Below are 14,382 nucleotides of genomic sequence, written 5' to 3'. Positions count from 1 at the left end.
TTGTAGGGTGGCGCGCCGCGGGACGCGATCGTGGCCCCATGGGGCGGTCCCGGCAATACGGACCGGGCGGCCCGCGCCGGCCACGACGTCGTTGCCTGCCCCGACACCTCGGTCTACCTGGACTACCGCCAGTCCGCCGACCCGGGCGAGCCGACCCCGACCGGCACGGTGCTCACGATCGGCGACGTGTACGCGTTCGACCCCGTCCCGCCCGGCCTGACCGCTGACGAGCAGGCCCGCGTCGTCGGCGCGCAGGCCAACATCTGGACCGAGCACATGGAGTCGGCCCGCCGCATCGACTACATGGCGTTCCCGCGGCTGTGCGCCTTCGCCGAGGTGGTGTGGCACCGCGGCGACGACTTCGACGAGCGGCTCGCCGCCCACCTGCCACGCCTGGCCGCGCTCGGCGTCAACTACCGCCCACCGGAGGGGCCGCGCCCGTGGGACGCCCGCCCGGACGCTCCGGGCCGGCCGCGTTCCCGGGCCGACCGCGACGCCGAGCTGATCCGGATGATCGCCGACCAGCCGTGAGCCGCTCGGACGCCCTGCACACGGCGCTCGCGGCTCGGTCGCGCGCCCGGCCGGGGGCGGGGCCGGGCGGCCGGGTTGCGTTGTCAGTCGTGGACGTCGGTTTCCGGGTTGGCGGCCGGGTCGGGTTCGACCAGGGCGCGGGCGTAGTTGGCCATCGAGCGCTGGTAGCGCGGCAGGTGCGCGGCGAGCGCGCCGACCGCGATCGACACCGCCTCGCGCTCACGGCCCACGTCGGCGAGCGCCAGGGCCAGCACCGCCTTGGCCGCGTCCTCCAAGTGGTCCGACGGCTGCTTCAGCTCGGCCGTCAGCAGCGCCACGCTCTCCTGCGAGCGGTCGAGGTTGCGCAGGGAACTGGCCATCTGGATCACCGCGCGGCGGCGGCGCTCGCCGGTGGCGCCGGTGGCCAGTGCAGCCTCGTACAGCGGGACGGCCAGGTCGGAATGGCCGGTCGAGTCCAGGGCGGCGGCGCGTTCGAAGAGGCCGTCCGGATCGTCCGGCGGCAGCTCCTCGACCAGCTTCTCGATCAGCGCGAGGAACTCGGCCTCGTCCCGCCCGTCCAGCGAGGCCCACGCCTCGGCCATCCGCTGCTCCCATTCCGCCGTCTGCATCAGGACAGCGTCGCACAACGAACCAGGTTGACCGGGCAGCGACTCCTTTGATGGAGTCGAGCCAAATGACCGACGACTTCGGACGACTGACCGCCCTGGGCCACCAACTCATCGACACGCACCAGCGCTTCCTCGACGCGCTGGACGATCTCCGCGACGGCGGCCACGCGGCCCCCGATCTCGCGACGCACTGCCTCGCCTTCTGCACGGCCGTGACCCGCCACCACACCGAGGAGGACACGACCGTCTTCCCGCTGCTGGCCGCTCGCCATCCCGAGCTGCGCGACGTCCTGGAGGGCCTGGCCCGCGACCACATGATGGTCGGCGGCATGCTCCGGCGGGCCGGTGAGCTGGCCGCGGACCTGGACGCCGACGGCGCCCGCGCCGAGCTGGACGGGCTGGCCGCCCTGCTCGAGTCGCACTTCAACTGGGAGGAGAAACGCCTGGTGAGCGCCCTGAACGCGCTGGCGCCGGGCGAGCTGATCCCGCAGTGGTGACGGGCGGGCAGGAGCCATTCGCCGTCCGGTTCGAGTGGGGGCCGGTCGGCGCCGCGGCCGTGGCGGCCGGCGCGTCGGTGGTCGCGGTCGTCGACGTGCTGTCGTTCACCACGACGCTCAGCGTCGCGGTCGAGCGCGGCATGGCCGTCATGCCCTACCGGTGGCGGGACGCCTCGGCGGCGGCCACCGCCCGCCGGCACGACGCGGTGCTCGCGGTGGGCCGGTCACAGGCCGGCCCGGATGAGATCAGCCTGTCGCCGGTGACCGTGCGGCGCGCCGAGGGCGTCCGGCGTCTGGTGTTGCCGTCGCCGAACGGCGCCACCGTCGCCGCCGCGCTGGCCGGCAGCGGCGCGGCCGTAGTGGGCGTGTCGCTGCGCAACGCCGGCGCCGCGGCGTCGTGGGCGCGGCGATGGCTGGTCGCGCGGCCGGGGCCGGTGGCGGTGGTCGCGGCGGGCGAGCGCTGGGGCGACGGCTCGCTGCGGCCGGCGGTCGAGGATCTCTGGGGCGCGGGCGCCTTCATCCACGCACTCGTGACAGGCGACGAGCCGCGCGAGGCGGCGGGGGACGGGCCGGGCGCGGCGGTTGAGGGGTGTGCGGTGGAGGGAGGCTGGGCGGCCGCGGCGAGGGGCGGGTACTCCTCTGAGGCGGGTACGGCAGTGTGCGCGTACCTCGGCATCTCCGACAGGGTGACCACCGCCCTGCGGGAGTGTGCCTCCGGGGCCGAGCTCATCGGCGCCGGCTTCGCCGCGGATGTCGACATCGCCGCCGAAAGCGGCTCGCCGGCCGTTCCCCTCCTGACCGACGGGTGGTTCCGGGACGCGCACGGTCATCCATGCGCGTGAGTCGCCTCGCCGGGGGATGGGCAGGAGATCGACGCGATCGTATGGTCCTTTTCCAGCCGCTTTCGGCTTTTTGCGCCCAGCGTGAGCGCCGCACCCCTCTGCATTCCGGAGTCGCCATGTCCCTCTTCCGCGCTTCGACCGCCCCCAACGCCCCTGACGCCCCGGCCGACAACCATCACGACCCGAGCTGGACGCTGCCCGCCTACGACGGGCCGACCGAGCGCCTGGCCGAACCGCGAGCCGGTGAGGGAAACGATGTGGCCAGGACACAGGGCCGCGGCGCCGTGGTCGCGGCCGTCGCGTTCTCCACCCTCGCGCTGGTCGCCTCCGGCGCCGCCGCCACCATGTCCTGGCGGGCCGAGCACCAGCCGCCGGGCAACGAACAACCGCAGGCCACCGCCTCCGCGCCCGCCCCCGACGTCGCGCCCGCCGGCGGTCAAGAGGGCGGGTACCAGGCCACCTACGCCCAGGAGCCGCTCCGCATGCAGGTCGGCTGCGCCGCGGCGATGTACGTCGACCTGGACGAACCTCGCGCCAACGCCGAGCCCGGCCGCAGCGACCTGCGCTACGACAGCCGGTGCGGCGGCAAGATCAAACCGACGCTCAGCCTGGGCCCGGGAGCGCAGGGCGGCAACCAGGTGGACAGCTCCGGCACCGACGCGGCCGGCTGCGATCGCGCGATCCGGACCAGCCCGCTCGGCTCCGGCGCCGACGTGCCGGCCGTCAAGGGCGCCGTGCTGTGCGTGCTGACCGCCGCGTCCGGTGCGCCGACCGATGATCAAGGCGGGGAGCGCCCGCGGATGGTGCTGGTCGAGGTCACCGACGTCGCGGCGGACGGCACGGCGGAGCTGCGCGCCACCTCCTGGACGGTGCCCTGATGGCCGCCTGACAGAATGTCGGGTGCGGCAAAGTGCACACCTGATGAGGAGATGTTCCCGTGATCCGTACCCATGACGCCGGCAGTCTGCGCGCGAGCGACGCCGGCACCACGGTGACGCTGGCCGGCTGGGTGGCCCGCCGGCGCGACCACGGTGGGGTCATCTTCGTGGACCTGCGCGACGCCTCCGGGGTGGTCCAGGTGGTGTTCCGCGAGGAGGACGCGCACGCGTTGCGCAACGAGTTCTGCGTGCTGGTCACCGGCGAGGTCACCGCCAGGCCTGCGGGCAACGAGAACCCGGAGCTGCCGACCGGGGCGATCGAGGTCACGGCGGCCGAGCTGACCGTGCTGTCCGAGGCCGCGCCGCTGCCGCTGCCGATCGACGACACGATCACCGCGTCCGACGACCTCCGCCTCAAGTACCGCTACCTCGACCTGCGGCGGTCGGGTCCGGCGAAGGCGCTGAAGCTGCGCTCCCGGGCCAACCAGATCGCCCGCGAGGTGCTGCACGCGCGCGACTTCAACGAGATCGAGACGCCGACGCTGACCCGGTCGACGCCCGAGGGCGCCCGCGACTTCCTGGTGCCGGTCCGTCTGCAGCCCGGCACCTGGTACGCGCTGCCGCAGTCCCCGCAGCTGTTCAAGCAGCTGCTGATGGTGGCCGGCCTGGAGCGTTATTACCAGATCGCCCGCTGCTACCGCGACGAGGACTTCCGCGCCGACCGGCAGCCGGAGTTCACCCAGCTCGACATCGAGATGTCCTTCGTGACCCAGGACGACATCATCGAGCTGGGCGAGGAGCTCGTGTCCAAGCTGTGGGGCGAGCTGGCCGGCTACACGGTGCCCACGCCGATCCCGCGGATCACCTGGACCGACGCGATGGACCGCTACGGCTCCGACAAGCCCGACCTGCGGTACGGCGTGGAGCTCACCGAGCTGACGTCCTACTTCGAGGGCACGACGTTCCGTGTCTTCTCCGGTGCCATCGAGGCCGGCGGCTACGTCGGCGCGGTGGTCATGCCGGGCGGTGCGGCGCAGACCCGCAAGGAGCTGGACGGCTGGCAGGACTGGGCCAAGGCGCGGGGCGCGCGAGGTCTGGCCTACGTCGTCCTGGACTCGGAAACCGGCGAGGCGCGCGGCCCGGTCGCCAAGAACCTGTCCGCGGAGCACCTGTCCGGGCTGGGCGACGCGGTCGGTGCGAAGCCGGGTGACGCGATCTTCTTCGCCGCCGCCACCGAGCGGCGCGAGGCGCAGGAGCTGCTGGGCGCGGCCCGCATCGAGATCGCCAAGCGGTCCGGCCTGATCGACGAGTCGGCGTGGGCGTTCTGCTGGGTGGTGGACGCGCCGATGTTCGAACGAGTTTCTTCTGATGGGCGCGACGAGGGCGGCTGGACCGCCGTGCACCACCCGTTCACGTCGCCGAACGCCGAGTGGATGGACCGCTTCGAGGAGGCGCCGGACAAGGCACTCGCGTACGCGTACGACATCGTCTGCAACGGCAACGAGATCGGCGGCGGCAGCGTCCGTATCCACCGCGCCGACGTGCAGAGCCGCGTCTTCGCCCTGCTCGGCATCTCGCCGGAGGAGGCGCAGGACAAGTTCGGCTTCCTGCTGGAGGCGTTCAAGTACGGCCCGCCGCCGCACGCCGGCATCGCGATCGGCTGGGACCGCACCTGCATGCTGCTCTCCGGCAACGAGTCGATCCGTGAGGTCATCGCGTTCCCGAAGACCCGCGGCGGCTACGACCCGCTGACCACCGCGCCGACCCCGATCACCGCGCAGCAGCGTCTCGAGGCCGGCATCGACGCCAAGCCGAAGCCGGCCGCCGGTACACCCGGCACGGACGGCGTCGCGGTCCCGGTGGAGCAGGGCAACTGAGGACCCGGGCAAACTGACAAGCCTGCTGGTCGTCGGCGCGTCGGGCTACCTCGGGGGCGAGGTGGCCCGGCTCGCCGTGGCGGGCGGCTGGGAGGTCACCGGCACGTCGTCGGCCGACCTGGACATCACCTCCGCGGCCGCCGTGCGCTCCTATGTGGACGCCTTGCGGCCGGACGTGGTGGTCAACGCCGCGTACCGGGTGTCCGACTGGGCGGTCACCGCCGACGGGGCGGCCAACGTCGCGGTGGCGGCCCGCGGGCTGCGCCTCGTACACGTCTCGTCCGACGCGCTGCACGCCGGCCGGCCCGAACCCTACGGCGACGCCGAACCGCCCACCCCGATCTACCCGTACGGCGCGGCGAAGGCCGCCGCTGAGACGGCCGTCCGGGCCGTCAACCCGGGCGCGGCCGTCGTGCGCACGTCGCTGATCGTCGGCGACGAGCGCAGCCACCAGGTCAGGCTCTGCCTCGACCTGGCCACGGGACGCAGGCCCGGCGCGCTGCACACCGACGAGTTCCGCTGCCCGATCGGCGTGACCGACCTGGCCGCGGCGGTGCTGGAGCTGGCGGGCTCGGACTGGGCGGGCCCGATCAACGTGGCCGGCCCGCAGCGGATGAGCCGCGCGGAACTGGGCGCGCTGGTCGCCGCGAGCCACGGCCTGGACCCGGCGAGCGTCCCGACCCGCACGATCGCCGAGAGCGGCATCGGCCCGCGCCCGGCGAACGTGGTGCTGGACAGCACCCGAGCCGCCGCGATGTTGTCGACGGAGCTGCGCCGGGCCGCCGAGGTTGTGTGAGACTGGCTCGGTGCAGCCGACGATTGTGCACCGCGACGAGCAGCCCTATGTCGGGCGCCGCGAGTCGATCGCCATGACCGAGTTCGCGCGGGTCGCGGACCATCTGCCCACCATGTTCGGGTGGCTGGGGGAGCGCGGCGCCCAGATCACCGGCGCGCCGTTCTTCCGCTACCGCACCATCGACATGGCCGCCGAGCTGGTCGTCGAGGCCGGCATCCCGGTCGCCGCGCCGCCGCAGGTCGACGAGCCGACGTTCACCGACACGCTGCCGGCCGGGCGCTACGCGACGATCACCCACATCGGACACCCCGGCGAGCTCATGGCGGTCACCGCGAAACTCCTCGACTGGGCCCAGCGCGAGGGTCTGCGCTGGGACGTCACGCAGACGCCGGAGGGCGAGGTCTGGGGCTGCCGGCTGGAGCAGATGATGACCAACCCGGCCGAGGAGCCGGACATGCACAAATGGGAGACGGTCCTGCTGTTCCGCCTGGCCGACTGACCGCGGGACCGCTCACCCCGACAAGACTCCGCCGGCCGCCTCGAGCACCGCCGGCGTCGTGTCGCGGGGGTGCAGATCGAGCCGGATGCGCACCAGGCGGCTGCGGTGCCGCGCCCGGCCGAAGGCGCCGTCCAGGGCCGTGTCGACCTCCACCTCGGCGACCAGGGTCGGCTCGACCGGGATGAAGGACAGCGGTCGCCGGTCGGAGAACTCGCCCGCCCAGGCCGGCGGCAGCGGGCACGGCCACGGATGTCCGGCGCCCGGTCCGCGGAACGGAAGCCCGCGGAGGGCGGCGGTCAGGTCGCGGCGGTGCTCGGGCCGCAGCGGATGGGTCTGCCCGGTGTAGCGCAGGACGCCGCCGTGGTCGAGCCGGCCCAGCAGCAGCGACTCCGGCCGGTCCAGCGTGCCGGTCACACCGCCGATCACGTACTCGGTGGTGTCGCGTGCCCGGACCTTCGTCCAGGCCGTGGTTCCGGGGCGGTATCGGCCGGTCGCCGGCTTGACCACGACGCCCTCGACGCCGGCGACGCCGAGGTCGGTGAGCCAGCCGAGGGCGACGGCCCGGTCGCCGGTCTGTGGGCACAGGGCGATCTGCGGGGGTACGCCGCGCAGCAGCCGCTCGAGCTTGGCCCGTCGCCCGGTCAGCGGCTGGTCGAGCAGCTCGACGCCGCGCCCGTCGCGCAGCAGGTCGAACGCCACCAGGTGCGCGGGAAACCGCCGGACGACCTCGCTCAGCCGGCGCCCGGCGGTCAGCCGGCGCTGCAGCAGCGTGAAGCTGCACCGGCCGCGCTCGGCGTCCCAGACCAGCAGCTCCCCGTCCACCACCGCCCTCGGCGGGAGGGCGGCGGTCAGCGGGGCGGCCAGGTCGGGGAAGTAGCGGGTCAGGTCGGTGCCCTGACGGGACTGGATGCGCACACCTTCGGGGGTACGCCAGACGAGCGCGCGGAAGCCGTCCCACTTCATCTCGTACGCGACCGGCGTACCCGCCGCTTCCGGAAGGGACCGGGCCGGCGCTGCGCGCACCGGGTCGACGGGCCAGCGCAGCATTCCTTGTACGCTAGCCCCGCGTTCACGGCGCTGACCTGCGAATACGCCGAATTTGCGGAGAACTGAAGGACGGTCGGACGACGCACGCGACGCACCGGCGACGGGCCGGGCGCAACGGTGCGGAACCGGTCAGCCAACGCCCGCCGGGTGCATTTCGGGCTGCGCCGCCGGGTCGGGCGGCAGCGCCGGGCCCCGCGGCGGGATGGCGTCGGCCCGGGCCGGATCGATGCGCTTCCAGGAGCCGTCGGCGGCGGTCCGCGCCGTCGCGAGCATCGACGTGTACGCCGTGCGGATCTGGAACTCGGTGCGGTCGGCCGGCAGGTTCGACAGCTCGATCAGCACGGACGCGCTGCCCAGGATGCCGTAGGCGTTGCGGGCGATGCCCTCGTAGAGCTCGCCCGGGTACCGCGAGACGTTGGCGCCGGCCAGGTACGTCATGGCGTCGTAGTTGAGCACCGCCACGCGGCGGGACCTCGCCACCGCGTCGGCGCCCGCCAGCGGGGAGGTCGGCCACAGCATCGACGCCGTGGTCTCGCGGCCGTCGGGCTGCACGTACCGGCCCTGCATGTGGTAGTCGACGACGATCGCCGGGCGGGTGGCCTGCCAGTGGCGGAGGATCGCCCGGGCCTCCGGCACCGGGTTGTCCTCGATCGGGGTCAGCGGGTTGTGGAAGCGGTTGATGTCGTAGCCGACGCCGGGGTTGGTGTACGGGCCGGAAGCCGTCGGGTCGTTGTTCCAGCGCTGGTCGAGCACCGCGCCGTCGGGGTTGGCCTGGACGACGATGTCGAGGGTGATGCGGCCGAGCAGCCAGCGGTGCCAAGGGGTACGCGGCACCCCGAGCGTCCACAGTGCCCGGATCGCGGCGGGCGTGCCGAGCGGCTCGTCACCGTGCTGCTGGGTCACGTAGAGCAGGCGGACCGGCCCGTTGCCCACCGACGCCAGCCGCACCGGCCGGTCGTCGTTGGTGCGCCCGATGACGCCGAGCCGGACCCTGCCATGGCTGTCCCGGGCGATCCGCCGCAGTGCCGCACCCACCTCTTCCGGGCTCGGCTGCGCCGGAACGAGTCCGCTCGGCGCCGCGACTCCGCTCGGCGCCGCGGGAGCCGGGGGTGCCGGCGCGCTCGCCGTCGCGGGGGCGGCGATCAGCGTGGTGGCGGTAACGGCGGCCAAAAGAGTGGCGGCGATCTTCGCTCTCATCCGAACTCCCGAGCACATCGAGGTGGTTCGATAGAACGTAAGCCGGGTTGCCGCCGCCCGCTAGTCGATCATCCGGGTCGCGTTGTCCGCCGCGGCGAGCAGCCGCGCGTCCCCGGCGAAGCCGAACGCCTCGATCGCCGTGTCCGCGAACTTGATGGCATGCGCGTCGCCGGACTTGACCGCGAGGTCCATCACCGCTTCCGGGTCGGCGGAACCGGCCGCGTCCGCCGGGCGCGGGGTGGCGGGGGAGTAGGCGGCCGTCACCGCCGCCGTCGCGGCCCACGCCGCGGCCACCGAGGGCCCGTGCAGCGACGGCGGCAGGGCGGGCAGGGTACGAAGCACCGCGGCCGGAGCCGTGGCGGCGTGCACGAGCATCACCGGATTCCCGTACCCGTGGCTGTGATGCCTCAGGACCGCGGCCGAGACGATCCCGCGTAGCCGTTCTTCATGGGAGCCGTCGCCCGGCACGCCGCCGGACTGCCACGACGGAACTGTCGCCAGCTGCGCGAGCCGGTGCCGGATGCCGAAGCGCTGATCCGGCACCCGCGGCACCGCGTCCAGCGCCGCGCGCGGATCCGACGCACGGTACGGGCCCGCTCCGGCCGGGGCGAGCGGCTGCCACCGCGCCGCCCAGTACGCCAGCCCGTGCGCCAGCTCCATGACGCGCGGCTCCGACGGGGCGGATAACGGGGCGGATAACGGGGCGGAGAGCAGTGCCCGCACCGCATGCCCGACCCGGATCACGCCGTGCGTCGCCCCCGCGGCGATCCCGGGCAGCAGGCGCGGCCACCAGACGGTCAGCACGTCGCGCCACGGCGCCTCGCGCACCGCCCGCTCGAAATACGCGATCCAGTCGCCGGTCCGGACCGGGTCGCCCAGCGGATCGCGCCACTGATCCGGCTCGATCGGGGAGATGCCGCGTGGCCGTTCCTCGAGCGAGTACGTGTCGATCCACCGGTGCACCGCGTCGGCGTGACCATGCCGCACCATCGCCTCGGCCGCCATCGGCGCGTGGTTGGAAAGCCAGCCGGCGCGCTCGGGGCCGGTGTCGCGGAGCCGTTCGAGAGCTTCGTCAAGAGTGGTCATCACAGCACGGTGCAACTTCAACGGAGGTTGATGTCAAGCATGCACAAAAGTGTTGCACAATCTCTTTGCACAAGTATTGTGTAGACGTGGACGAACCCTTGAAACACGTCGACCTGGATGCGCGGCAGATTCGCACCCTGGCTCACCCGCTGCGTTCGCGGCTCGTCGGCGAGCTGCGGCTCAACGGCCCGGCCACGGCCACCAAGCTGGCCGAGCGGTTCGGCACCAACACCGGCGCGACCAGCTACCACCTGCGGCAGCTCGCCGAGGTCGGGCTGGTCGAGGACGACACCGGCGCCGGGCGGGGGCGCGAGCGGGTGTGGCGCGCCGCGCATGACGTCACGACGTGGGAGCGCGACCGCTTCGCGGACGACCCCAATGCGACCGCCGCGGCGGGCTGGCTGACCAGCGCGTACGCGCGGCACATCGCGGAACGCATCGAGGACTGGAACCGGGGCGTGGCCGACGAGTCGCCCGAGTGGCGGGCCGCGGCGCAGTTCAGCGACTACATCATGCGGCTGACCGCGTCGGAGCTGACCCAGATGACCAAGGAGCTCGACGAGCTGATCGAGCGCTGGCGTCACCGCCAACCCGCCGCGGACGCCCGTCCGGTGCTGCTCTACCTCTACCCGATCCCGCTGGCACAGGAGGACACACCGTGAGCCCGCAGAGCCGATTCCTCTTCCTGCTGGGGCTGCGCTGGTTCCCGGTCGGGCTGCTGATCCCGGTGCTGGTGCTGCTGCCCCTCGAGCGCGGCCTGACCATCGCGCAGGTCGGCGCGGCGGCCGCCGTGCAGGGCATCGTCGTGCTGGTGCTCGAGCTGCCCACCGGCGGACTGGCCGACTCCATCGGCCGGCGGCCGGTGCTGATGATCGCGACCGGCATCAACCTGGTGTCCGCCGGGCTGCTCGTGGTGGCCGACTCGATGCCGCTGTTCGTGCTGGTCTACCTGCTGCAGGGCTTCTACCGCGCCCTGGACAGCGGCCCACTCGAGGCCTGGTACGTGGACTCCGCGCTGGCCGCCGACCCGAAGGCCGACATCGAGACCGGCCTGAGCCGCAGCGGCGTGGTGCTGGGCCTGTCGATCTCCGGCGCCGCGCTCGCCGGTGGCGGTCTCGTGGCTCTGGGCCCGTGGACCCTGGGGTCGTGGCGGATCTCCGCGCTGACCGTACCCGTGATCGTGTCCTTCGTTCTCGTCGTGGCCGGCCTGGTGGCGATCGCGGTGCTGATGAAGGAGGAGCGGCCCGCCAAGCGGGGCGTCTCCTGGATGGGCGACGTCCCGCGGGCGATCGGCGGCGCGCTGAAGCTGGTCCGGCGCAACCGCGTGATCGCCGCGCTGATCGCGGTCGAGCTGTTCTGGGGCTTCGGCATGGTCACCTTCGAGCAGCTGACACCGGTCCGGCTGTCCGAGGTGCTCGGCGGCGCCGACAAGGCGGCCGCGCTGATGGGCCCGGTCGGCGCGGCGGCGTGGGCGGCGTCGGCGGCCGGGGCGGCGCTGGTCCCGCTGCTGGTCCGGCTCATCGGCCCGCGGTGGGCCGGCTTCACGATGCGCATCCTGCAGGGCGCCGCGATCGCCGGCATGGCGCTGATCGCCGGTCCGGCCGGCATCATCGTGGCGTATCTGTGCTGCTACACGGTGCACGGCGCATCCAACCCGGTGCACGTGGGGCTGCTGCACCGGCAGGTCGACGGGCCGTGGCGGGCCAGTCTGCTCTCGCTGAACTCGATGGTCGGCCAGCCCGGCTTCGCGATCGGTGCGGTGTTGCTGACGGCGATCGCGGCGAGCGCGGGCACCCCGGCGGCAATCCTCACCGGCGCCGTCGTGCTCGCGGTGGCGGCGCCGCTCTACCTGGTCGGGCGCAACTCGCGAACCTCGTCCACGGTGGAGTTTCAGCAGGTGGCGTAACGGGGTATCAGGCGGGCCAAGCTCTCACCCCCGGAGGAAACCATGCTCGCCATTGCCGCAGCAGTCGTGTTCGGCATCTACCTTTTGCTCGACCTGCTCGACGTCAAGACCACTGATCTGTTCAACTTCCCCACGTTCGCGTCGCTGGGTCTGCTGCTGCTGTCGCTCTACCTGGCCGGCATCGGCAGTGGTCCCCGCGGGACCGGCTCGGGCGGCAGCAGCGGCCGCCGCTTCTACGGCCGCCGCCCTGGTCGCGGCTGACGATAAATCGGTGCGGCTCGCTCCCAAGTGCTCATTTCGGGCACTCGGGGGCGGGCCGGTACTGTCTGTACCCGATGGAACCCGACGGGCTGTTCTCCCTCCAGGCGCCGGCAACCGGCGGGCCGACCGGCTTCACACCGCCGCCCGCGGATGCGCCGCTGCCTGTGCGGATGCGCCCGGCGACCCTCGATGAGCTGGTCGGACAGCAGCACCTGCTGGCGCCCGGCGCGCCGCTGCGCCAGTTGGTCACCGGCGCGTCGCCGATGTCGGTGATCCTGTGGGGACCGCCCGGCACCGGCAAGACCACGATCGCCCATCTGGTGGCGGCCGCTACCGACCGTAAGTTCGTGGCGATGTCCGCGCTCTCGGCCGGCGTCAAGGACGTGCGCGCCGTGATCGACACCGCGCGCCGCCAGCGCCGTCAGGGTGGCCCGCCGACCGTGCTGTTCATCGACGAGGTGCACCGCTTCAGCAAGACGCAACAGGACTCGCTGCTCGCCGCGGTGGAGGACCGCACCGTCACGCTGCTCGCCGCCACCACGGAGAACCCGTACTTCTCGGTCATCTCTCCGCTGCTCTCCCGCTGCGTGCTGCTCACGCTGCACGCGCTCGACGACGACGCGGTCCGGTCGCTGGTGCGCCGCGCGGTCGCCGACGAGCGCGGCCTGGGCGGCGCGGTCACGCTGACCGACGAGGCCGAGGAGCATCTGGTACGCCTGGCCGGCGGTGACGTGCGCAAGGCGTTGACCGCGCTGGAGGCCGCGGCGTCGTCCGCCCAGGCCCAGGAGGTCAAGGAGATCGACCTGGCCACCGCGGAGAAGGCGGTGGACGTGGCGGCCGTCCGCTACGACCGCGACGGCGACGCGCACTACGACGTGACCAGCGCGTTCATCAAGAGCATGCGAGGCTCCGATCCGGACGCGGCGCTGCATTGGCTGGCCCGGATGCTGGTGGCGGGGGAGGACCCGCGGTTCATCGCCCGGCGCATCGTGATCTTCGCCAGCGAGGACGTCGGGATGGCCGACCCGCAGGCGCTGCTGGTGGCGACCGCCGCGGCCCAGGCGGTGCAGAGCGTGGGCCTACCCGAGGCGCAGCTGAACCTGGCGCAGGCCGTGGTGCATCTGGCCACGGCGCCGAAATCGAACAGCGTCACCACGGCGCTGGGTGCCGCCATGGAGGACGTACGCACCGGGCGTGGCGGTGCGGTCCCGGCCCATCTGCGTGATGCGCATTACCCGGGGTCGCGTGGTCTTGGTCACGGCAAGGGCTACCGATATCCGCACGATGACCCGCGTGGCGTGGTTAAGCAGCAATATGTCCCGGATGGTCTGGTCGGGGCGGATTACTATCGGCCGTCCGAGCACGGCGCCGAGCGGCCCGTGGCGGAACGTCTGCCGAGGCTACGGCGCATCGTCCGCGGCCTGCCCGCCCCGGTGGCGGCGACCGGGCCGATCGGCGGCGCCGCCCGCGACGAGGTCCCCAGCGATGCGGCGACGGGTCGTGCTGGGGGGTCTGTGGGCTTTTCGGATGAGAGCGGCGCGGGCGATTCGATCGTAGGCTCGGCGGCTGGCGACAAAATCGATGATGGCCGAGACGACAGCGGTGCAGCCGCCGGAGAGGAACAGCCGTGAGATCGCGCGGTGCCGAACGGCCCGACGACGACGCCGATCTGCAGAACGACCCGGCCGGCCGGCGTGGCCGGCTGTTCGGGCGGGGCAGGCCGGAGCCCGTCGAGCCCGAGCAGGTGTCGCAGGAGGAGACCGGCTGGCTCGACGACCTCTGGACGGCCAAAGAGGAACGCGGCGCGATCGGCCCCGGTCAGCCCGGCGAGGGACGCAGCAGCAAATCCGGGCGCGTGGCGCCCGGTCCCGACGAGAAGCCCGCGGCCCGTCCGGTCAGCGGATCGCCGGCGTCGCCGGTGAGCCCCGGCTCGGCGCGCGCCCGCTTCGACGGCTCCCGGCCGGCCGACTCCGGGTCGTGGCGCACCACCTCCGGCTCCTGGCAGACCACCCCGCCTCCGCCGCCCGAGCCGGCCGGGTCCGGCCGGCACACCAGCGACGTTCCCGGCGACCCCGGCCCGGGTCGCGGCCGGCGGCAGATCGACCACGGCCCGCCGGCCCGGCAGGTTTCACCGCCGCCGGCGTCCGGCAACGCGCCGGAGATCCCGCTGCCGGCTCCCACCTCGCCGCCCCCGCCGCCGCCTTCATCCCCGCCTCAGTCGCCGCTCGGCACCGGCCGGGTTCCGCCGCCACCGCCGCCCGCAGGCCGGGTCACTCCCGGCCGGGCCGACGACCATCCGTCCGGCCCGATCGGGCGCGTGCAGCCGCAGGGTCCGCCCACCGGGCCGGTCAGCCGGC

The 14,382-nt window shown here is 73.4% G+C and carries 15 protein-coding genes and 1 pseudogene; 12 read left to right on the top strand and 4 right to left on the bottom strand.

Annotated features, from left to right (window positions below):
* Positions 1-27: 27 nt before the first annotated feature.
* Entirely contained in the window at positions 28-531 is a 504-nt protein-coding gene (locus tag AB0M20_RS06075) for a family 20 glycosylhydrolase (protein WP_364294514.1), read from the top strand.
* Between the two features lie 83 nt (positions 532-614).
* Here the strand turns inward: AB0M20_RS06075 and AB0M20_RS06070 are convergent, their stop codons facing one another.
* On the bottom strand, positions 615-1,139 hold the full coding sequence (locus AB0M20_RS06070; protein ID WP_364294508.1) for a tetratricopeptide repeat protein: 525 nt from the start codon (positions 1,137-1,139) through the stop codon (positions 615-617).
* Between the two features lie 65 nt (positions 1,140-1,204).
* Between AB0M20_RS06070 and AB0M20_RS06065 the strand changes: the two genes are divergently transcribed.
* The 6 genes from AB0M20_RS06065 to AB0M20_RS06040 all read left to right on the top strand — a co-directional run bounded on the left by AB0M20_RS06065 (position 1,205) and on the right by AB0M20_RS06040 (position 6,528).
* The gene (locus tag AB0M20_RS06065; RefSeq protein WP_364294505.1) at positions 1,205-1,636 is read left to right on the top strand and encodes a hemerythrin domain-containing protein; all 432 of its coding nucleotides are present in this window, start codon (positions 1,205-1,207) and stop codon (positions 1,634-1,636) included.
* Positions 1,633-2,478, top strand: a complete 846-nt coding sequence (locus AB0M20_RS06060) for a 2-phosphosulfolactate phosphatase (protein ID WP_364294502.1) — start codon at positions 1,633-1,635, stop codon at positions 2,476-2,478. The genes AB0M20_RS06065 and AB0M20_RS06060 overlap by 4 nt, the downstream gene beginning before the upstream one ends.
* 116 nt (positions 2,479-2,594) lie before the next feature.
* Complete coding sequence (locus AB0M20_RS06055) at positions 2,595-3,356, top strand: hypothetical protein (RefSeq protein WP_364294500.1); 762 nt, start codon at positions 2,595-2,597, stop codon at positions 3,354-3,356.
* A 59-nt stretch (positions 3,357-3,415) separates the two neighbouring features.
* Positions 3,416-5,233: an aspartate--tRNA ligase gene (gene aspS, locus AB0M20_RS06050; protein WP_364294497.1), complete on the top strand. Its 1,818-nt coding sequence runs from the start codon at positions 3,416-3,418 to the stop codon at positions 5,231-5,233.
* 13 nt (positions 5,234-5,246) lie between these two features.
* Positions 5,247-6,029, top strand: a complete 783-nt coding sequence (locus AB0M20_RS06045; protein ID WP_364294511.1) for a sugar nucleotide-binding protein — start codon at positions 5,247-5,249, stop codon at positions 6,027-6,029.
* A gap of 10 nt (positions 6,030-6,039) precedes the next feature.
* Positions 6,040-6,528, top strand: coding sequence for a GyrI-like domain-containing protein (locus tag AB0M20_RS06040; RefSeq protein WP_364294494.1), 489 nt, complete (start codon positions 6,040-6,042; stop codon positions 6,526-6,528).
* A 12-nt stretch (positions 6,529-6,540) separates the two neighbouring features.
* On the opposite strand, the gene AB0M20_RS06035 is transcribed toward AB0M20_RS06040, so the two are convergent.
* The 3 genes from AB0M20_RS06035 to AB0M20_RS06025 all read right to left on the bottom strand — a co-directional run bounded on the left by AB0M20_RS06035 (position 6,541) and on the right by AB0M20_RS06025 (position 9,858).
* Complete coding sequence (locus AB0M20_RS06035) at positions 6,541-7,575, bottom strand: ATP-dependent DNA ligase (RefSeq protein WP_364294491.1); 1,035 nt, start codon at positions 7,573-7,575, stop codon at positions 6,541-6,543.
* A gap of 129 nt (positions 7,576-7,704) precedes the next feature.
* Entirely contained in the window at positions 7,705-8,772 is a 1,068-nt protein-coding gene (locus AB0M20_RS06030) for a M14 family zinc carboxypeptidase (RefSeq protein WP_364294488.1), read from the bottom strand.
* A 60-nt stretch (positions 8,773-8,832) separates the two neighbouring features.
* Entirely contained in the window at positions 8,833-9,858 is a 1,026-nt protein-coding gene (locus tag AB0M20_RS06025) for a questin oxidase family protein (RefSeq protein ID WP_364294485.1), read from the bottom strand.
* 86 nt (positions 9,859-9,944) lie between these two features.
* Here AB0M20_RS06025 and AB0M20_RS06020 point away from each other — a divergent pair, with 86 nt between their 5' ends.
* The 5 genes and pseudogenes from AB0M20_RS06020 to AB0M20_RS06000 form a co-directional block, all read left to right on the top strand.
* On the top strand, positions 9,945-10,520 hold the full coding sequence (locus AB0M20_RS06020) for a helix-turn-helix domain-containing protein (RefSeq protein ID WP_364294482.1): 576 nt from the start codon (positions 9,945-9,947) through the stop codon (positions 10,518-10,520).
* A complete protein-coding gene (locus AB0M20_RS06015) occupies positions 10,517-11,764 on the top strand; it encodes an MFS transporter (RefSeq protein ID WP_364294479.1) in 1,248 nt (415 codons plus the stop codon). The genes AB0M20_RS06020 and AB0M20_RS06015 overlap by 4 nt, the downstream gene beginning before the upstream one ends.
* A gap of 42 nt (positions 11,765-11,806) precedes the next feature.
* Positions 11,807-12,025 carry a hypothetical protein gene (locus tag AB0M20_RS06010; RefSeq protein ID WP_364294476.1) on the top strand — a complete coding sequence of 73 codons (219 nt, stop codon included), beginning with the start codon at positions 11,807-11,809 and terminating at the stop codon, positions 12,023-12,025.
* 74 nt (positions 12,026-12,099) lie between these two features.
* The gene (locus AB0M20_RS06005) at positions 12,100-13,656 is read left to right on the top strand and encodes a replication-associated recombination protein A (protein WP_364294473.1); all 1,557 of its coding nucleotides are present in this window, start codon (positions 12,100-12,102) and stop codon (positions 13,654-13,656) included.
* Positions 13,653-14,382, top strand: a pseudogene (locus AB0M20_RS06000) (hypothetical protein); the annotation flags it as partial. The gene AB0M20_RS06005 and the pseudogene AB0M20_RS06000, both read left to right, overlap by 4 nt.

The organism is Actinoplanes sp. NPDC051633 (assembly GCF_040681735.1).
Taxonomy (GTDB): domain Bacteria; phylum Actinomycetota; class Actinomycetes; order Mycobacteriales; family Micromonosporaceae; genus Actinoplanes.
This window is presented reverse-complemented; position numbering and strand designations above follow the sequence as displayed.